Source organism: Shewanella halifaxensis HAW-EB4 (assembly GCF_000019185.1).
Classification (GTDB): Bacteria; Pseudomonadota; Gammaproteobacteria; order Enterobacterales; family Shewanellaceae; genus Shewanella; species Shewanella halifaxensis.
In genome coordinates this window covers 3,132,326-3,152,353 of record NC_010334.1, presented here as the reverse complement: position 1 = coordinate 3,152,353, position 20,028 = coordinate 3,132,326, and the positions used below count along the sequence as shown (strand labels likewise).

General features: G+C 44.5%; 12 protein-coding genes. 5 read left to right on the top strand and 7 right to left on the bottom strand.

What is annotated here, in order from left to right:
- Window positions 1–416: 416 nt before the first annotated feature.
- Entirely contained in the window at window positions 417–767 is a 351-nt protein-coding gene (locus SHAL_RS13505) for a putative quinol monooxygenase (RefSeq protein WP_012277681.1), read from the top strand.
- Window positions 768–838: 71 nt separating this feature from the next.
- Here SHAL_RS13505 and pta read toward each other — a convergent pair whose 3' ends face one another.
- Window positions 839–2,986 carry a phosphate acetyltransferase gene (gene pta / locus SHAL_RS13500; protein ID WP_012277680.1) on the bottom strand — a complete coding sequence of 716 codons (2,148 nt, stop codon included), beginning with the start codon at window positions 2,984–2,986 and terminating at the stop codon, window positions 839–841.
- Between the two features lie 106 nt (window positions 2,987–3,092).
- On the bottom strand, window positions 3,093–4,289 hold the full coding sequence (gene ackA / locus SHAL_RS13495; protein WP_012277679.1) for an acetate kinase: 1,197 nt from the start codon (window positions 4,287–4,289) through the stop codon (window positions 3,093–3,095).
- A 195-nt stretch (window positions 4,290–4,484) separates the two neighbouring features.
- Here ackA and yfbV point away from each other — a divergent pair, with 195 nt between their 5' ends.
- On the top strand, window positions 4,485–4,928 hold the full coding sequence (gene yfbV / locus SHAL_RS13490) for a terminus macrodomain insulation protein YfbV (RefSeq protein ID WP_012277678.1): 444 nt from the start codon (window positions 4,485–4,487) through the stop codon (window positions 4,926–4,928).
- A 34-nt stretch (window positions 4,929–4,962) separates the two neighbouring features.
- Here the strand turns inward: yfbV and pflA are convergent, their stop codons facing one another.
- The 3 genes from pflA to SHAL_RS13475 all read right to left on the bottom strand — a co-directional run bounded on the left by pflA (window position 4,963) and on the right by SHAL_RS13475 (window position 10,146).
- On the bottom strand, window positions 4,963–5,703 hold the full coding sequence (gene pflA / locus SHAL_RS13485) for a pyruvate formate lyase 1-activating protein (RefSeq protein WP_012277677.1): 741 nt from the start codon (window positions 5,701–5,703) through the stop codon (window positions 4,963–4,965).
- Window positions 5,704–5,767: 64 nt separating this feature from the next.
- A complete protein-coding gene (pflB, locus tag SHAL_RS13480) occupies window positions 5,768–8,050 on the bottom strand; it encodes a formate C-acetyltransferase (protein WP_012277676.1) in 2,283 nt (760 codons plus the stop codon).
- A 563-nt stretch (window positions 8,051–8,613) separates the two neighbouring features.
- Complete coding sequence (locus tag SHAL_RS13475; RefSeq protein ID WP_012277675.1) at window positions 8,614–10,146, bottom strand: DUF3360 family protein; 1,533 nt, start codon at window positions 10,144–10,146, stop codon at window positions 8,614–8,616.
- Window positions 10,147–11,068: 922 nt separating this feature from the next.
- Here SHAL_RS13475 and focA point away from each other — a divergent pair.
- Window positions 11,069–12,550: a formate transporter FocA gene (gene focA / locus SHAL_RS13470; RefSeq protein ID WP_012277674.1), complete on the top strand. Its 1,482-nt coding sequence runs from the start codon at window positions 11,069–11,071 to the stop codon at window positions 12,548–12,550.
- Window positions 12,551–12,604: 54 nt separating this feature from the next.
- Here focA and SHAL_RS13465 read toward each other — a convergent pair whose 3' ends face one another.
- The gene (locus SHAL_RS13465; RefSeq protein ID WP_012277673.1) at window positions 12,605–13,510 is read right to left on the bottom strand and encodes a LysR family transcriptional regulator; all 906 of its coding nucleotides are present in this window, start codon (window positions 13,508–13,510) and stop codon (window positions 12,605–12,607) included.
- Window positions 13,511–14,133: 623 nt separating this feature from the next.
- On the opposite strand from SHAL_RS13465, the gene panF reads away from it, so the two are divergent.
- Together panF and yfcC are read left to right on the top strand one after the other, a co-directional pair.
- On the top strand, window positions 14,134–15,576 hold the full coding sequence (gene panF, locus SHAL_RS13460) for a sodium/pantothenate symporter (RefSeq protein ID WP_012277671.1): 1,443 nt from the start codon (window positions 14,134–14,136) through the stop codon (window positions 15,574–15,576).
- Window positions 15,577–15,654: 78 nt separating this feature from the next.
- Entirely contained in the window at window positions 15,655–17,199 is a 1,545-nt protein-coding gene (gene yfcC / locus SHAL_RS13455; RefSeq protein ID WP_012277670.1) for a putative basic amino acid antiporter YfcC, read from the top strand.
- Between the two features lie 74 nt (window positions 17,200–17,273).
- Here the strand turns inward: yfcC and SHAL_RS13450 are convergent, their stop codons facing one another.
- Entirely contained in the window at window positions 17,274–19,982 is a 2,709-nt protein-coding gene (locus SHAL_RS13450) for a TonB-dependent receptor plug domain-containing protein (protein WP_012277669.1), read from the bottom strand.
- Between the last annotated feature and the right edge of the window lie 46 nt (window positions 19,983–20,028).

Below are 20,028 nucleotides of genomic sequence, written 5' to 3'. Positions count from 1 at the left end.
GGTTATCCACAGAATCTGTGGACAACTATGTTGAAGACTATTTTTAACTTGCTTAAGTTGTTCATATTTAAGCAGTAAATTAGCTGGTTGTTTTTTGAGTCATTCCTTTGCAACTGAGTTTCCCTCGCAAATATATACTCCTTATCCCTTCGGCATCATGCTTTTTAAAGATCCAGCGAACATTTGCCGTGCACTTGTTGATAAGTGACATTAAACCTTGATTATTGCCTTCCTAATAGCATTCGTTTAGCTGACTAGTTTGAATCGTTAGTAGGCAATAATACTATTGCCGGAAGTCTCTTGTCGCGTAAGCTAACGGCTCTATTTTTGCGTGACTTGCCATTTTTAAGCGGCTTACCTGCTATTATCGATTGAACTTAATCTATTATCGATTGTTCGAACACAAAGGAGAACTTATGACGAGTCGCGTATACGTTTTAGCTCAGTTTAAACCTAAAGAGGGCAAAGAAGAGGAGCTGTTTGAAGTGCTTAAGGCGCTTGAGCCAGACTCATATCGAGAGCAGGGCTGTATTCAATATATGTTGACCCGCCAAATCAGTCATCCGAGTGCGACAGGTAATGATTACCCGATTGTATTTAATGAAATCTGGGAGAACGCTGAGGCGTGGGCGGCACACGGAACCAGAAAGCAAATTCAGCACTTTTTTGAAACCCAAGTCCAAGCCGAAACAGGTTTAGTGGATGATGCGATTGTCACAGCGTATACCGATGAAGGCTACCATTATGACAGTCCAATCTATAAGTAAGCGGACTAGTTTGCGATAGATACAAAAAAGCCTGCAGATGCAGGCTTTTATAATGGGTTAGTCAAAGCTAATTAAGCTTTTTCGTTCTGTGCCGCTTGGATTGCAGTTAGTGCGATCGTGTAAACGATATCGTCAACTAATGCACCACGAGATAGATCGTTTACTGGCTTACGCATACCTTGAAGCATTGGGCCAATAGAGATCAAGTCAGCACTACGCTGTACCGCTTTGTATGTCGTGTTACCCGTGTTTAGATCTGGGAATACGAATACAGTCGCTTGACCAGCAACTGGGCTGTCAGGCGCTTTTGAGCGAGCAACGTTTGGCATTACCGCTGCGTCATACTGAAGAGGACCGTCGATGATAAGATCTGGACGCTTCTCTTTCGCGATGCGTGTAGCTTCACGAACCTTATCTACGTCAGAACCTGTACCTGAACTACCAGTCGAGTAACTGATCATCGCTACGCGTGGCTCGATACCGAATGCAATTGCAGATTCTGCAGATTGAATCGCGATATCGGCTAGCTGCTCAGCATTTGGATCTGGATTAATCGCACAGTCACCGTAGATATAAACTTGATCAGGCATTAGCATGAAGAAGATAGAAGACACTAAGTTTGAACCTGGTGCAGTCTTAATCAACTGTAGTGGTGGACGAATTGTATTCGCAGTGGTGTTTACCGCACCCGATACGATACCGTCAACTTCGCCTTGAGCTAGCATCATAGTACCTAGTACCATGTTGTCTTCAAGTTGCTCTCTGGCAACAACTTCAGTTAGACCTTTACCGCGACGTAGTTCAACCATCGCCTCAACATAACGGCTACGTGATGTTTCTGGGTCGATAATTTCAACGCCATCGCCTAGCACTACACCTTGTTGTGTTGCGATACGCTCAATCTCTTCGCGGTTACCTAATAGTACGCAACGTGCAATGCCACGTTCAGCACAGATGGCAGCGGCTTCGATGGTTCTTGGCTCGTCACCTTCAGGTAATACAACAGTCTTACGCGCCGCACGAGCAAGTTCAGTTAGCTTGTAACGGAATGCAGGTGGTGATAAACGGTGTTCACGAGGTGAGTTTTTAGTGATGCTTTCAACCCAGTTCTGATCGATGTGGCTAGCAACAAACTCTTGAACGAGTTCAATACGTACAGCGTCATCAACAGGCACTTCATGGTCAAAACGCTGGATGTTTAGCGCAGTCTGCCAAGTGTTAGTATCGATTAAGAAAACAGGTAGACCCGTTTCGAATGCTTGCTCACAAAGCTCCATGATCTGTGGCTCTGGCTCATAACCACCAGTAAGTAGCAAGGCACCGACTTTTACGCCGTTCATTGATGCAAGACAGGCCGAAACGATAACATCAGAGCGATCGCCTGAAGTCACAAGTAGTGAATCAGTTTTAATATGGGTAACCATATTCGGAATACTGCGAGCACAGAAAGTCACTTTACGCATACGGCGAGTGTTCATCTCACCGGCGTTGATGATTTTAGCGCTTAAGTGCTTAGCAAGATCTGACGCACGTGGTGCAACCAAATCTAAGTTGTAAGGCACGCTACCTAAAATACGAAGTGGGCTCTTGCCAGGAAGTTGGAACATGCTTGCAGCATCTGGACGTTGCATTTCATCATGATCAAATACTTCTGATAGATCTGGACGTGCACGACCTTCGTCATCAACCGGTGCGCCAATCTTGTTGACGATTGCACCAATTAAACGTTTGTTTTCAGATCCACCCCAAGAGTTATGAGAAATCTCTAGGCGGTTCATCAATGCTGTAGCACTTTCGTTACCTGGAGTGGCAACAAAAATAATGTCAGCATCAAGTGCCTTTGCGATAGCATGGTTTACATCGCTTGAGAAAGGATGATTACGAGTCTGGACTAAGCCTTCGACGATCAACGTTTCTGTATCATCAGCACATTCTGTTGCACGAGCAATGATCTGCTCCATCAACACATCAGTTTGGTCTGCACGAATAAGCTTCTCAGCGTGCTCCATCTCGAATGGCTCGAGTGGATTAACGGTAGGAGACTTGCTCAAAATCGTTGTTGAACGCTCTGGGCCGTTGTCATTTGGACGTTGCTGAGCGATAGGCTTGAAAAAGCGAACTTTAACGCCGTGGCGTTCAAGTGCACGTACCATACCTAAACTGATGGATGTTAAACCAACTCCGGTACCCACAGGAATGAGCATAATGTTACGAGACATAATGACCTCTTAAAACTCGATAATGTCATACAAAGTATGACTGAAAACTAAATTGCACCAACAGCAGCTAATACCATGTATTAGCTGCTTTAATTGTATACTTTAGTTACTTGATTAGCTCGATTGCGTCTTGCGCAATAACCCACTCTTCATTAGTAGGGATAACCATAGCAACAGTACCTTCGTCAGTCGTGATCTTGCCACCATTACCGAAACGAGCTGCAGCGTTACGCTCGGCGTCTACGTTGAAGTTAAAGATAGCTAGAGAGTTAAGTACTTTCTCACGAATTAGGTTAGAGTTTTCACCGATACCACCAGTGAATACTACAGCGTCAAGGCGCTCTAGTGGTACAGTGTAAGAAGCGATGTACTTAGCTAGACGGTAACAGAAGATCTCAAGTGCTAATGTCGCACCTTTATGACCGTTTTCGAAACCTTCTTCGATGCCACGGCAATCGTTAGTTAGTTCAGAAATACCTAGTAGACCACTTTGCTTGTTCAGTACAGATTCAACTTCATCCAATGTGTAACCTAGACGGTTAACTAGATGGAAGATAACTGAAGGATCAACGTCACCACAACGTGTACCCATTACCAAACCTTCTAGAGGAGTTAGACCCATAGAAGTATCAACACTCTTACCGCCTTTAATCGCAGTAACAGACGCGCCATTACCTAGGTGAGCACAGATGATGTTGGTATCAGCTTCGTCTTTTCCTAGTGCAGCAGCAGCTTCGCGGCTGATGAATAGGTGGCTAGTACCGTGCATGCCATAGCGACGGATAGCATTTTCACGGTATAGCTTGTATGGAAGCGCGTAGATATACGCTTTCTCAGGCATAGTTTGGTGGAACGCAGTATCGAACACAGCAACTTGTGGTAGAGCTGGGAAAGATGCTTGTGCTGCACGAATACCGATAAGGTGTGCTGGGTTATGAAGTGGTGCTAAAGTTGCACAATCTTCAATACCGTGAATAACAGATTCGTCAATAATTACTGAGTGAGTGAATTTCTCACCACCGTGAACAACGCGGTGACCAATTGCTTGGATCTCAGCAGCGATTTCTGGGTGAGCACCTAGAATGTCGTTAACAATGTATTCAACAGCTTCTCTGTGAGCGGTAAAAGCACCTAGGCTAGCTTCACTCTTCTGGCCGTTAACTTTCCATTTGATTCTTGAATCTTCAAGACCAAAACACTCAGCTAGACCTGAAATTTGATCATCGCCAGAAATCGCATCAATTACTGCAAACTTTAGAGATGAACTACCACAGTTAAGCACCAGTACCAGTTTGTTTGACATGTTTAAACCTTTCGCAATAAATGGTGAAGCCGTTTGACTCACCTAATAACAAAACTTCATATGGCAACTATAGCCGAAGTCGTAAAGTATGCTCTTTAAAAGAGCAAAGTTGTGTCTTACTCTGCTGTAGCCCTTGGGGCTGGCCGAGTGTTTATGCTAAAGTTAGGCTGTTAATTTTATTTATAGGTGCCATCGTTGAGCATTCAAGTTCTCAAAACATTGGGCGAAGGTCGTCGTTATATGAAGACCTGGCCTATGGTTCGACAACTCAGTTATTACTTTCCTGAGTATCGCGTCATGCGAGCCACTAAACTGGCATTGCCGTTAATGCCATTATTGGCTATTTTGGCTGCGGCGAGTCAGTTGTACTTGCATGGCTGGAGCTATCTGCCCCAAGCGATAACCATCGCATTGTTCTTTATCAGCTTGCCTATTCAAGGCTTACTCTGGCTCGGTTGGCGTTCTCGCCATCCTTTACCACTCTCTTTACTTGACTGGGGTAACCAGTTATCGACTAAATTAATGCAATTGGGCGTTAATTGTCGGCCGCTAGGCGCTAAAGCGTGTTATTTCGATATGGCGCTAATATTAAAAGCGGCCTTTGAACGCTTAGATGCCAGTTATTGGGAAGAACTCTAGCTTATTTGCTTAGGTCCTTGCTTTAATCACGCGGTTAATAAACCGCGTTAATTCCCATATCAGTAAAGACTTTCTTAATCTGTTCCATGGTTTCGGTGCTGGGTGGTGAGATCGTATTAAGCTCATAGTCCACCCCCATCGCTTCCCATTTATGCTTACCTAGCTCGTGGTAGGGGAGTAACTCAACCTTTTCCACATTAGTCATAGGTTTTATAAATTCGGCTAGCGCTTGTGCTGATGGGATATCGTCGGTATATCCGCCAACAACCACATATCGAATCCATGTTTTTTGCCCACGCTTATGCAAATACTCTGCAAACTGTAGCGTACGGTGGTTACTGACATTGGTCAGAACGATATGCTTTGCATCATCAATCTGTTTTATATCCAGTAACACTAAATCTGTATTATCGAGTAACTCATCGATAATTGGTGTGTGCTTTCTAACAAAGCCATTGGTATCGAGGCAGGTATGAATACCTTCCTTTTTACACGCTTTGAAAAGTTCAGCAACGAAATCAGCTTGTAATATCGCTTCTCCGCCACTTGCGGTAACACCACCGCCACTGGCTTCAAGAAAAGGTCGATAACTAATGATTTGACTCATTAAGTCATCGACTTTCATTTCTTTACCACCGTGTAAGTCCCAAGTGTCGCGGTTATGGCAGTATAAACAGCGCATTAAGCAGCCCTGCATAAAGGTGATAAACCGGATACCGGGACCATCTACTGTTCCGAAAGATTCAATTGAATGAATCCGACCGATAACTGCCATTTTTACTCCTGTTAGGCTGACGAACGCTTGACGTTACATCAGCCGAATCGACACTTAATTAAACTTACAGACCTTTAGTAAAGGTACGGGTAATAACGTCTTGCTGTTGCTCAGGCGTTAGAGAGTTAAAGCGTACTGCGTAACCAGAAACACGGATCGTTAACTGTGGATACTTATCTGGGTTAACAATAGCATCTTCAAGCATTTCACGGTTCATTACGTTAACGTTCAGGTGTTGACCACCTTCACGGTTATCGTTGTGTGCGAAGTAACCATCCATAAGCGCAGCTAGGTTTGTCTTACGAGCATCATCATCTTTACCTAATGCGTTAGGTACGATAGAGAATGTGTAAGAGATACCGTCTTGTGCGTGAGCAAATGGTAGCTTAGCTACAGATGTTAAAGATGCAATTGCGCCTTTCTCATCACGACCGTGCATTGGGTTAGCACCTGGAGCAAATGGTGCACCAGCGCGGCGACCATCTGGTGTGTTACCTGTCTTCTTACCATAAACTACGTTTGAAGTAATGGTTAAGATAGACTGTGTTGGGATCGCATCACGGTACATCTTCATAGCACGGATCTTCGCCATGAAACGCTCAACTAATTCAGTAGCAATATCGTCAACACGTGGGTCGTTGTTACCGAACTTTGGATAGTCGCCTTCGATGTCGAAGTCAACAGCAATGCCGTTTTCATCACGGATTGGCTTAACTGTTGCGTACTTAATAGCAGCTAGTGAGTCAGCAGTGATAGAAAGACCTGCGATACCACATGCCATAGTACGACGTACGTCTCTGTCATGAAGAGCCATAAGAGCTGCTTCATAAGAGTACTTGTCGTGCATGAAGTGGATAGCATTTAGTGCAGACACATATTGTGTAGCAAGCCAGTCCATCATAGTGTCTAAACGAGCCATAACGTCATCGTAGTTCAATACTTCGTCTGTAATTGGCGCAGACTTAGGACCGATTTGAGCGTTAAGTTTCTCGTCAACACCACCGTTGATTGCGTAAAGCATTGTCTTAGCAAGGTTTGCACGCGCGCCGAAGAACTGCATGTGCTTACCCACGATCATTGGGCTTACACAACATGCGATAGCGTAATCGTCAGATTCGAAATCTGGACGCATTAGGTCATCGTTTTCGTATTGGATAGAGCTAGTATCGATAGATACTTTAGCCGCGTACTTCTTGAAGTTTAGCGGTAGTTGCTCTGACCATAGAACCGTGATGTTTGGCTCTGGGCTAGGACCCATGTTGTATAGAGTGTGCAAGAAACGGAAGCTTGACTTAGTTACTAGTGTACGGCCGTCAAGACCCATACCAGCGATAGACTCTGTAGCCCAGATTGGGTCGCCAGAGAATAGCTCATCGTATTCTGGAGTACGTAGGAAACGAACCATACGTAGCTTCATTACGAAATGGTCAACCATCTCTTGAGCTTCTTGCTCAGTCAATGTGCCATTCTTAAGATCGCGTTCGATGAAGATATCTAGGAAGCTAGAAGTACGACCTAAAGACATAGCCGCACCGTTTTGGCTCTTAACTGCAGCTAGGTAGCCGAAGTAAGTCCACTGGATCGCTTCTTTAGCGTTAGTCGCAGGTAAAGAGATGTCGAAGCCGTAGCTTGCTGCCATCTTCTTCATTTGACCTAGTGCTTTGTGCTGCTCAGCAATTTCTTCACGAAGTTGCATAGTGTAAGACAAGTTTTCGCCAGTTTCGAAATCAGACTGAAGAGAAGTGAACTGAGCAAACTTGTCCGCCATTAGGAAATCAATACCGTATAGCGCAACACGACGGTAGTCACCAATGATACGACCACGGCCGTATGCATCTGGTAAACCAGTCAATACGCCAGACTTACGACAACGCATGATTTCTGGAGTGTAGATATCAAACACACCTTGGTTGTGTGTCTTACGTAGCTCTGAGAATACGTATTTTACGTCAGCGTCTAGTTCACGGCCGTATGCAGCGCAAGAACTTTCAACCATACGAATACCACCGTTTGGCAACATAGCGCGCTTAAGCGGAGCTTCTGTTTGCAGACCAACGATAGTTTCTAAATCTTTAGTAATGTAACCAGCTTCGTGAGAAGTGATTGTTGATACGCGAGATGTATCAAAATCTACAGGAGCGTGAGTGCGGTTCTCTTCCTTAACGCCAACCATAACTTTGTCCCAAAGTTCGGTCGTTGCTTCAGTAGCACCGGCAAGGAAAGACTCGTCGCCTTCATAAGGAGTGTAGTTAGCTTGAATAAAGTCACGCACATTGACTTCAGTTTTCCAATCGCCAGCGGTGAAACCTTCCCACGCGGTTGCAAACTGTTCAGTTTTTTCGGTCATCGTACTATTACCTTCTGTTTGAGATAAGGTTATTGGGTATCGATATTGGCTCAAAAATGAGGCGCGCGATACACCAATAGTTAAGTCTTAAAAAGCTCCCACAAGATATATCTGCTGAGGGAACTGGTTTCCGAGTTTTATCTCTCGGAATGTTCTGTCCATTTGATACCGATATGAAAAATGATCCGTTTACGATGAATATCGGCTATCGGTAATTAGCAAATTGGTAAGACCAATTTACCGGAAGTATATTAACATAAGCAGAGATAAGCTGCATCTTAATACGCTTTGTTTGGTCTGCTAATTTTAAAAATTGTCGTCCATGCATCAATTTTTAACCAAAATAATATTTTGGTCTAACACTAACGTCAGTTATTGGAACAGCGATAACTAAATAAGGCTGCATCATTTAAACATTTGAGCAAACTCACCAACAACCACTCGATAAGGTGTTTGATAGCCGTTTAATGGACAATGTTCTTTATATGCCGTTGCTTATCATTTATCGGAAAGTTGATGTTAGTGTTAGGCAGCGAGAAGAGTCACTCTTCTCGCTATCTCTTTTATAAAAGAGCTGGGATACCTGGGATCATACCCACTGCAAGCATAGCAGCTAAACAGATCACAAAGGCAAGACCAGGAATAACGATACGATCAACCACAGATAGTGTTTTAGCACGCTCTTCGTCACCGATCAGTCCGTTATTGTCTAGGAACATAGTTAATGCCCAAGCCAGTACAGGGTTGGCAACAAAAGCGGCAAAAATACAGATACCGGCAGATTGGCTGCTCTTAGTGTCCTTCACCATCTGCATACCCGCTTCAAGTAGAGGCAAGAATACGCCAACAAGTAGTGCGATAGACATTACTGGTTGCCATACAGCGATATCCATAGGATAGCCAATAATAGCGACGACGATACACAAGATACCCAGTAAAATGGCACCCGCAGGGATCGGACGTTTTGCCGTTGCAGCAGGTATCATATAAGTTCCCCAAGATGACGTAATGTTACCGCCACCCACAGCTGTACCAACGATTTGACGCAATGAACAGGTCGTCATAGTGTCATCAACGTCCATTAATACCTTTTCTGCGCCTTTAGGGTAGTTAAGCTCTTGGAAGATACGGTGGCCTAAGAAGTCAGGAGACCACATAGCAACAGCCAAGATCGCAAAAGGTAGAGAAGCAATGAAGTGCTCTAGGTTAGGTAAGCCTAACTGCCAACCTTGCTCAGTTGAACCCCACCAGTACACAGGGTTAAGGTTCGGAATGCCAGGCTCAGTTACAAATTGTAGATCTAGGCCAGCACCTAAGCCGAAAGCCATTGCTACTGCAGCAATAGAGCACAGTGGAATGGCTAACCAACGCTTACCAATTTTTGCTAAAACGGCATATAAGACCACATTGGCAAGCAAGATAAAGAAGGCGACGTAACCTAAGCTGTAATCAAGGTTGTGTTTAGACTGCAGGTTACCAGCCCAATCAAATAGAGAACTAATTTGGCCTTCAGCTCCCATAAAGCCAAGGAAGACTAATAGACCACCTGCAACCCCGCTGCTGGTCAGGTTGACTAAGCGAGAACCACCTTTTACATAGCTTAATATTAAACCGAACACTCCCAATAAGATCGCAAGAGCTAATGGGTGAGCGCCAGCCAAGGCAATCGCACCAATAAGTGGGATCATCGGGCCATGGTTACCAGCTAAGTTAGCTTTTGGGTTAAAAAAGCCTGAGCTGAGAATACAGAATAATAGTGCAGGAATAAGCATTTCAACGCGGACAACTTGAGTTGCAAACTCAGCTCCTAGGTTAACATGTTCCCATCTTTCGCTAAGACCCGCAGCCCAAGCTGCCATAACGGCCGAGTACATTACGGTAATACCAATAGTACCTGCGATAGCTGGGACAAAATCTTCCCATTCAAAACGGAAATCACGACCGGGGAGGTTTAAGCCCCAACGTCTAGGCTTCATGATTTTTAGTTCATTGTCTAAGTACTCTTCACGAGTTTCAAACTCAGACGCTGGACGGTGAAGCTCTCGGTAAGATTTTTCCGAGTCTTCCATTTGTTCGTTTTTCACTGTTTCTGACATAATTTCTCATTCTCCGAGAAGAACATAGTGATTCATCTAATGCGATGACAACTTTAGTGGTCCTTGAGTATTAACTTTAGTATTAGGAGCTCACTTAGCTGCACTATTTACTGAGTTAACTTACCTGTACTATTTGTGACAAAAACAGAGGGCCTGATTTTGCCGGCTATACAGTTGTCTTCCGTAACCATTTTAATTTAATTGGTAAGACCAATTTACCCTGCGAATACTAACACATAGGACGACCGTCTTCATTAAGTATCAATATTCTTGAATTAGGTGATTAAGCTATTTGAGATCCAGTTAACAACTTATACAGGGATCGCTAAACAAATAGGGGGGCGGCATATAAATTGCACTGGGTGTTGGTCACGTTTTTCGTGTATTTGTGAGTCGTGGCGCGTTAGCTCCGTGTGGTTTGAACTTTGCCGCACATCTTATTGTAGTGTGATTAGCGTTTGGTGATTGATTATTTATTTTGTGCAGTTGATCTCGTATTTTGGCTTGGGCCACTTGATGATGTACAGATCCCGCTTAGTTTTTCAAATTTTTGTTCGGTTGGCTTCAAGCTTCAAGAATACTTATATTAGAGATGAATCTGCCATTGTGAAGCTCAAAATCTCTGTGATCCCTTTATAGTTAGTTGACGCACTTTAGTCTGCTGATAATTCATTAAAGCAGGTATCATGGTTATTACTCCTTTAAAAACAACTGCTTGTTGATAATCCTCTTATTGTATTCAAACTCTCAAACCTCCACCTGTGCATCAGGATATTTGATACTGCTTATGATTATTATCAAATTTTATTGCCCCAAATTTCTAATTATATTTGTAGGTACAAAATAACAAGTTAGTAGATAAAAATGGGCAATAGAGTAATGAAAATGACAAATTTATACGCTTCCATTTGGAGTGGAATAAATGTTTTCTAATCATGCGGTTAAAGCGCCGGTGATAGTTAACCCAATCCAACAAAGTGTTGAGCTTCCCAAGCCAGAATTATTGAGCCTGTATCAACAGGCTGAGCATTATGGCAAGGCTAAGGTGATTAAATCTGCATGGCAGTCGTTCGGTTTAGCGGCCTTTGCTGGTGCTTTTATTGCGCTGGCGTTTGTTTTTTATATCACAGTGACAACTGGAAGCGATGGAGCATGGGGATTAGTTCGCCTTGCTGGGGGATTAGCATTTAGTTTAGGTCTGATGCTAGTGGTGATCTGTGGCGGGGAGCTTTTTACCAGTACCGTTCTTAGTAGCGTTGCCTGGGCTCAGAAGCTTGTTACTACAATCGATCTAATTAAATGTTGGGGGCGAGTATACCTAGGTAATCTAATTGGAGCGGTGATCATGTTGATTTTGATCATGTCAGCTCGAATGCACGAACTTGATGGGGGGCTGTGGGGATTAAACGCATTACAAATTGCCCAGCATAAGCTGCACCATAGTTGGGGGCAGGCCTTCGTTCTTGGCGTATTGTGCAATATGTTAGTTTGCTTAGGGGTGTGGATGACATTTTCCAGTCGTGACGCTCTCACCAAGGCGATCTTACTTATGCTGCCTGTTGCCATGTTCGTTAGCAGCGGTTTTGAGCACAGCATTGCAAACCTGTTTATGGTTCCTTTAGGGATCACCATCCACCAGTTTGCCGACCCAGCTTGGTTTGAAGCCTTAAATATCAGTCGTGATAGCTTTGCCGACCTGACTCTTAGCAATTTTATTTTCAATAATCTCATTCCCGTGACCTTAGGAAATATCGTCGGTGGTGGCGTTTTTGTTGGCTTAGGTTACTGGCTTATCGAAAAGTCTGATCAAAGCCTAAAAACTTCCTTAGTTCATAGCACACCACAACTTGAAACATCTGCCCAAATACATCAAATCCCTACTTCTGGAGTACTGATTAAAATGCCTAAAATAATTAAAAAACTATCTGTTAAAGATCTTATGGACCCAACTCCACTGACGATCTCTTCTGAACTGTCTGTATATGCTGCATTGAGCTTACTTGCAGATAATGAGTGTCGTAGCGCACCCGTTCTCGATGAAAATAAGCGTTTGCTTGGTTTTATCTCACAGCAAGATCTACTGCGTAGCCTTTGGTCTGAAGAGTTTGCCAGAGGGGTTTCATGTAAGGTTAGTGATTTGATGCAAACGGAGGTGATGACGCTGTCACCACAAGACTCAGTTGCTGAACTAATAGAGTTAATGGTCGTTGATCGTAGTAAGTTATTCCCGGTTAATGAATACGGGATCTTAACGGGCAATACTTTTAAAAGCTATGAAGAGCGATTACGCCGTGCGTCGCCAAATAAGCCGAGTGTCTTTCCTGTTTTAGATAATGGCCTATTGTGTGGAGTGATCACACGAGAAGCGATAGCCAAAAGGGTGTGTGAGGTTTATAGAGTCTAGTTTTTATTTTAATGATGTGAAACGGGACGATATCGTCCCGTTTTTCTTATCTTACTAGCTTTTCATCTGCCGAATACGGCTTAATCTTTTTGCCTCTGTGATAATACAGTCCCGTAAGGGGTTTTCACCTGAGTCTGCACGCCAGATGAACGAAAGATGGCGCTGCATATTAATTTGAGGGGTAGGAAGAATCACCAACTCACCATTAGCAACCTCCTTCTCCACATCCAGATAGGGTAGGCTACTAATATATTGCCCATTTTTAACTAAAGATTTTAACACCGGTACCTGCTCGTATTCCTTCCACACATTAAGCTTTTCGATAATACCGTGAATTGCCCCTTCGAATATTCTTCTTGTTCCGGCACCTTGTTCTCGTAACACCCATTTTGCTTGCTCAAGTTGAGATAAGCTGGCGCTTTCATATTTCGCATAGGGGTGATTGGGAGATGAAATGATAACGAGATGGTCATCAATCCATCTCTCTTTATGTAATCTAGAGTCGTCGTTTCGCCCCTCAATAATCCCAAGATCAAACTCATAGTTGAGCAATCCTTCAATGACATTCTCGGTATTTTCTACCGAGAGTTCGATTCTTAGCTCGGGAAAATCAGTATCAATTTTACTGATGAGTTCGGGGATTAAATGCTCTGCTGCGGTTTGGCTCGAACACAATCTGAATTGGCCACTGATAAGGTGTTGTTCGTGAAGACCAAATTCGATATGTTGTGCCTCTTGCAGTAAGCGTCTAGCTTTGGGGCGTAACCAGTTTCCCCAATGGCTTAATGTTAATCGGTTTCCCTGGCGAATAAACAGTGGACGCCCAAGCAAATTTTCCAATTGTGCAAGTGACATACTGACCGCCGATTGGGTCATCGACAATTTTCTTGCTGCAGCACTGACACTTTCTAGGCTGGCTACAGCGTCAAAAACGGTGATTTGCTTGAGTGAATACTTCATCTGTTACCTACGGCTTCCCTATATGAAAATAACGATAGTTGAAACTATCAATAAAATTGATGGTTCAAGATTCGATTTTAGAGTGTGTATAGAGACGTAACAAGTAGAGTCGGTCCCCGTAATAGTAGAAGTTAGAGGGAACTCACCCTTTTTAGGTATATGGGCGATTATTTAAGTCTGAATTAAGTTTTGTTCTACTGTTAATCAATGGGTTACAAAGTCTGTCTTTTGGGCCAACTTAAGTGAATAAGCGAAAGTTATGGCCAGTTAACTGTGATTCAATGCAATTATTTCCGCGCACTTTTGATTTCTTATCATGTTTTTGATTTTTGCTCTTGATCACCGTCTAGCATCCTGTGGCATTATTGATTAAAATTGCGCGCTTAAAACTCTTTTCTTAGCTGCGGCCTTCACACTTATGAGTTTGCTTACCAAAACCTCATTAATACTCACGTTGAGTTACTTTTTCCTCTGGTGCTTTGGTCCATTATGGCTCAGTGAACTGGGGAACTGGTTTGGCTTACCGCTATGGTTTTGGTTTTCCTGTATCGGTGCACCGCTTTTGCTGATAGTCAGTCTTAGATTTTTACTTACTAAGGTTGTGAGTAAGGTTGAGGAACGTAATGACTAGTTTATTGCCGGTATTAATTTACCTTGGGTTAAGTTTGGTGATCACTCGGGTCTGGAGTGCGCGTCAGGCTAAACAGTCTCAGCAATTCAGTGATGATAAAGCTAAGCGCTTTTTTATCGGTGGGGCGTTCCTTAGCGGCCCATTGTTAGCGTTAACTTTGGTGGCTACCTATACCAGTGCGGGCTCATTTATTGGCGGGCCCGGTGCTGCTTATAAGTTCGGACTAGGCTGGGTATGGCTGGCTGTGATCCAGGTTCCTGTGGTTATTCTTACCTTAGGGGTTTTAGGGCCTAAATTTCTCGCGCAAAAAAAGCAGTACAGCACCATTATTGAATGGCTTGACGAACGATATAGCAATAACTGGTTGAGCACGATTGCTATGCTGAGTTTGGTTGTTGGCTTTGTCGCTATGATCTCGGTGCAATTTATTGGCGGTGCCCGATTACTTTCTGGAGTAACCGGAGTCAGTTACGAGCTGGGTTTGGCGGTATTTGTGCTGACAGTGCTTGCCTACACCTTAACGGGTGGTTTCAGAGCGGTTGTACTCACAGACGCTCTGCAAGGCATAGTGATGCTACTCGGATTAATCATCTTGTTACTTGTGATCTTAACTCGCCCCGAGCTCAGTTCACAGTTAGCGGTGGAAACCGCCAAAATGCCCCAGCTACTCAGCCCTCATGGGGTGGATGACTTTTTAAGCTGGCCTATGATGTTGTCGTTTTGGGTATTGATCTGTTTTGGCACCATGGGCTTACCTCATACTATTGTAAGGCTATTAGCAGTTAAAGACCCGTTGTCACTAAAGCGAGGCATGTTGTGGGGAACGATAATTTGCTTCTTGATGACACTGATCCCACATCTATGCGGCTTTCTTGGTCGCGCGCTATTTCCAAATCTTAGCGTGCCCGATCAAATTATGCCGACCTTAATCGCGCAGTTAATGAGTCCATTCTGGGCGGGTATTTTGCTCGCCGCGCCGATTGCTGCGGTGATGTCATCGGTAGACTCTATGTTGCTGCAGTCGGCTGTCAGTATCGTTCGTGATGGCGTGGTTAAAACAAGGCCAGCAATGAGCGCGACGGCTCAGGTGCGCATGACGCAAGTGCTGATGGTCGTTATTACGGCGCTAGCCTGTTTTTGGGCTGTGAAGCCGCCAGATATGATCGTTTGGATTAACCTTGCGGCTTTTGGCGCTTTGCAGGCAGTATTTCTATGGCCCATTATCGCCGGGATGTTTTGCCCAACGGTGAATGGTCAAACGGCCTTGATAGCCATGTGCAGTGGTATGCTAAGTTATATTGTGCTGCAATGGCAGTCGCCGTTGATTTTCCATATTCATCCTATTGTGCCAGCATTGCTATTTTCGTTGCTTATGTTGGTTATAAGTCACTTTATTAGCAAAGTCTTTGTTAAGAGCTCTATCGCAAGTGGTTAAGGTAGATGGTTAACTTGGCTAGCTAATAGTCAGTCATTGGTTTATATTGCCGCCATATAATAATAAAATGGTGGCAAAATGGACCCTGTTAGCGCTTCTAATACCCTAGATAATCAGTTGGTTACTCCGAAAACAACCGTGAGAATGCCCGACACCCTCGTCATTATCTTCTTCGTTGCCATTGCGGCGGCAATTCTGACTTATTTTGTTCCTATTGGCTCATTTCAAACTCAAGACATTAGCTACGTTGTTGATGGTGTGGAAAAGAGCCGCAGCGTTATCGATCCCAACTCCTTTGCCTATGAAGTCGATGATGCAGGCTCACCCATATTAAACCCTGTCGCACTATTTGAAGGCAACGGCGGGGCGGGCTTCTTTAACTTTGCCTTTGAAGGCTTAGTCTCGGGCTCTAAGTGGGGTAGTGCTATTGGTGTGATCATGTTCATGTTAGTTATTGGCGGTGCTTTTGGCATCGTGATGGCGACAGGTACCATAGATAACGGCATTTTAAAGCTAATTGATCGCACCCGTGGTAATGAGGCGCTGTTTATTCCAGTAATTTTCATACTCTTTTCCCTTGGTGGTGCAGTCTTTGGCATGGGGGAGGAGGCGATTGCGTTTGCCATTATCATCTGCCCGCTGATGATCCGCTTAGGCTATGATGGTATTACCACAGTGATGGTGACCTATGTAGCGACTCAAATTGGTTTCGCTTCCTCTTGGATGAACCCATTTAGCGTGGCTATCGCCCAAGGTATCGCCGGTGTACCAGTGTTGTCCGGCTCAGGTATGCGCTTTGTGATGTGGTCCGGTTTTACCCTGATGGGACTTATCTTCACCATGCGTTATGCCGCCAAAGTGAAAGCCATGCCTACGCACTCTTTTAGTTACCAAAGTGATAGCTACTTTAGAGAAAACCTTAAAGAATCCAACCTTGAAAGCCGCTTTAACCTAGGCGATATCTTGGTATTGCTCACTATATTCGCAACGGTTGCGTGGATCATCTGGGGGGTGATTGCCAAGGCGTGGTTTATCCCAGAGATTGCCAGTCAGTTCTTCACCATGGGGATTGTTGTCGGCATTATCGGTGTCGTCTTTAAGCTCAACAAGATGAATATCAATACCGTAGCGGTGAGCTTTAAGCAGGGCGCTGCCACTATGCTTGAACCCGCTGTTTTAGTCGGCTGTGCCTCGGGTATTTTGCTGCTGCTCGGTGGCGGAGATGCTTCAACCCCAAGTGTACTCAATACCATATTGAGTAAAGCGGGGGAGTTTATTGGCCAACTTCCGAGCGTGATGTCGGCATGGTTTATGTATGTGTTCCAATCGGTGTTTAATTTCTTTGTTACCTCGGGTTCGGGACAGGCTGCGCTCACCATGCCACTCATGGCTCCTCTTGCTGACTTGGTTGGAGTCACTCGTCAGGTGGCAGTGTTAGCATTTCAATTGGGCGATGGATTTACCAATATATTGGTACCAACATCGGCATCCTTGATGGCGACATTAGGTGTGTGCCGTGTCGACTGGGGTCAGTGGCTTAAGTTTATCTGGCGTTTTATGCTGACACTATTTGTGACCTCGAGTGTGATTGTGATTGGCGCGCACTATATGGGATTTAGCTAGGGCTGGAACCGCTGATAAAAAACGGCATCCTAGGATGCCGTTTTAGTGTGGAGTAAACTAATATCAGTTCTTATTTAGAACTTCACTTCACCTTCAACAAACCACTCGCGTCCACGTGCGTTATAGATGCTACGTGGGTAGTGTGGCCATGATGTTGCTGTTGGATCGAAGTTAGGACCTGCATCAAATAAGTTAACGATACCCGCTTTAACTTTAATTGAATCAGAGAACGTGTAACCCGTCGTCAGATTCCACTTAGTTTGAGAGGCAACTTCATGATCCTCTTCAACAAATACGTCACCAGCAGCTTCAGCAGCTTCTTTGAAAGACTTATATTGTGAGCCGTGCATACGCGCAGTGTGGTAAGCACCGAGTGTGGCCTCAAAGTCGTCAATGAAGTAGCCAAGGATCAAGTTAGCACGGTACTGTGGTAGACCACCGTTTTCGATATCATCTTCAACTGGATCGCTCTGGGTTAGTTGATACTCAGAGTTTAAGATATAGGTACCGCTAAAGTTAAGCTTTAGTTCGCCAAAGCTATTTAGATCCCAGTCGTAGCCAGCAGTTAAGTCAAAACCACGGACTTCTTGGTACGCCAAGTTTTGCGCTGTTGCATTAATATGAGTAATGGTGCCTTTGTCATCACGGGTGATCATGTCTTCATACAGCTCATATTCACGAGCGGCTTGTGAAGCACTGATATCACTCACCATGTCATCTAGCTTCCACTCCCAAAGATCGAATGATGCGTTGAATGAATCTCCGCCCCATACCGCACCTAGGTTGGCGGTGTAGCCTGTTTCTGCTTCTAAGTCTTGGTTCGCACCCGTTGTGGTGTCGATATGTAGCTCATTACAGATAGCATTTAGGTTTTCATCTGGGTAACTTGTACCCGGTGTTCCCCCCATAGCTTGACACTGTTTAAAGTCAATTACTGTGTTAAAGCCGTTGGTTGGGTCTCCATATACACGGTGCATGTCTGGTGCACGGAATACAGAACTCCAAGAACCACGGACTAGTAGCTCTCTTAGTGGGCGATACTCAACTGCGATCTGTGGTGAAAGATTGCCACCAAAATTGTCGTAATGGTCGTAACGCAGCGCCGCATCAATCGTTAGTTCATCAAGTACAGGAATACTTAATTCAGCATAGGTTGCCCAGTTTTTACGCTCGCCCGCACCCGATGAGCCGCCCTTACCTAAGATGTTACCGTTTTTAGACTCAGAGTCAGAATCTGTTTCATAGCTTTGAATCGTATACTCGCCACCAAAAGCAAACATGGCATCACCAGCATCCATCTCAAATAGCGAGCCGGTGATGTTAGCTTGAATGTTTTTTTGCGTAGACTGAGCGCGCTCAAAAGAGCTATAAGAGGCTTTTTCCGCATCTTCTGGAGACATATTCTCTAGTAGTGAGTTACCATTTTCACCAGCTGTGAGGTAGTCAAACATACCGCCAACGGTTGCGTTACCGCCACCAAATACGTCGACGCTGGTGCGGCCGTAGTTAACCGAAGCATCCCAGTTGTATTCGTCGGCAATTAAGCCTTCAAGGCCAGCGGTGAAGAAGTAATTGCTCGTCTTAGTTTCAGTTGTGCGATTACCTAGTTCATGTAAACGACGTGCGTAATAGTAATCACCATCTTCGGCATTGGCAAAGTCACCATTTAGTGCGGTGGACTTATCATCAAACACTTTGCTCATATAGTTATCAGCACCAACTTGACCGTAACTAACGGTTAATTGGTTGCCATCGACGGCAATATCGTAGTCATCGATTGCCGAAGGCTCGATGTTAGTGACAGATTTTGCTTCTGCGAAGTCTAAACGACCCACAAAACTGACGTCGTCAGCAAGTTCATAGTTAAAGATTGTTGAGCTGATAAAACGCGTGCTCTCAGGTTGTAAGTCGCGCCATGCAGAGCGGTCAAAACCACAAATGTTACGAGCAGAATCCCATAAGAAGCCGCCAGCAGTACATTCTTCAGCTGTTAGTTGACGTGCACCATCACCAGTACCGGCGATTCTTGCACCGTATGAGCTGTATTGAGAGAATGGGCTGTGAGGCACTTTATCTGTGTGTAAACCGAAGTTTTCTCTATCTGTCGCTTTTAGTGACTCGTTGTCAGTAAATTCGATAAAGCTTGATACGTTACCTCTGTCAGATGAAGCACCTATTGATAGCGCCACACGATCGTTGCCACCGCCGCCATTTGTGGTATCGCCATGGCGATATTTAACAGCAACACCTTCAAAGTCTTTTTTCAAGATAATATTGATTACACCACCAACTGCATCGGCACCATAAATGGCTGAACCACCGGATTGCAAAATCTCAATGCGTTGTACCGCCTCCATCGGCAGGTTCGCCGTATCAACAAAGTTATCAGTGCCGCCAGCTGGCTTTGGATATTGGTTTAATCTTTTGCCATTGATCAGCGTCAACGTGCGGTTTGCGCCTGCACCGCGAAGACTAATAGATGAAGCTGCTGGTGTGAATCCATGAACCGATTGAGTCGTCATTGCACTTGTAGATGAGGTTAAGCTTTCTAAGGCATCTTGAATACTCGTGAAACCCTGATTAGCCATCTCATCGGCACTTAATACAGTCACTGGCGTTGCCGTTTCCATATCACTACGTTGAATACGAGAACCTGTCACTTGGATACGTTCTACGTTCTCATCATCTGCGGCAAGAACAACTGGCGAGCTAAGTGCTGCTGTTGCGGCACCTGTTGCTAACGCAAAGCGAATAGCCTTGGCCAATCTTGAGTTGAGCTGCATATCTTTTACTCCCTGGAACCTATAATAGTTATTTTTGTTTAGTTTC

Coding starts and splice junctions, on each gene's coding strand:
- SHAL_RS13505 (WP_012277681.1), top strand. CDS start 417: ATGACGAGTCGCGTATACGTTTTAGCTCAGTTTAAACCTAAAGAGGGC.
- pta (WP_012277680.1), bottom strand. CDS start 2,986: ATGTCTCGTAACATTATGCTCATTCCTGTGGGTACCGGAGTTGGTTTA.
- ackA (WP_012277679.1), bottom strand. CDS start 4,289: ATGTCAAACAAACTGGTACTGGTGCTTAACTGTGGTAGTTCATCTCTA.
- pflA (WP_012277677.1), bottom strand. CDS start 5,703: ATGGCAGTTATCGGTCGGATTCATTCAATTGAATCTTTCGGAACAGTA.
- pflB (WP_012277676.1), bottom strand. CDS start 8,050: ATGACCGAAAAAACTGAACAGTTTGCAACCGCGTGGGAAGGTTTCACC.
- SHAL_RS13475 (WP_012277675.1), bottom strand. CDS start 10,146: ATGTCAGAAACAGTGAAAAACGAACAAATGGAAGACTCGGAAAAATCT.
- focA (WP_012277674.1), top strand. CDS start 11,069: ATGTTTTCTAATCATGCGGTTAAAGCGCCGGTGATAGTTAACCCAATC.
- SHAL_RS13465 (WP_012277673.1), bottom strand. CDS start 13,510: ATGAAGTATTCACTCAAGCAAATCACCGTTTTTGACGCTGTAGCCAGC.
- panF (WP_012277671.1), top strand. CDS start 14,134: ATGACTAGTTTATTGCCGGTATTAATTTACCTTGGGTTAAGTTTGGTG.
- yfcC (WP_012277670.1), top strand. CDS start 15,655: ATGGACCCTGTTAGCGCTTCTAATACCCTAGATAATCAGTTGGTTACT.
- SHAL_RS13450 (WP_012277669.1), bottom strand. CDS start 19,982: ATGCAGCTCAACTCAAGATTGGCCAAGGCTATTCGCTTTGCGTTAGCA.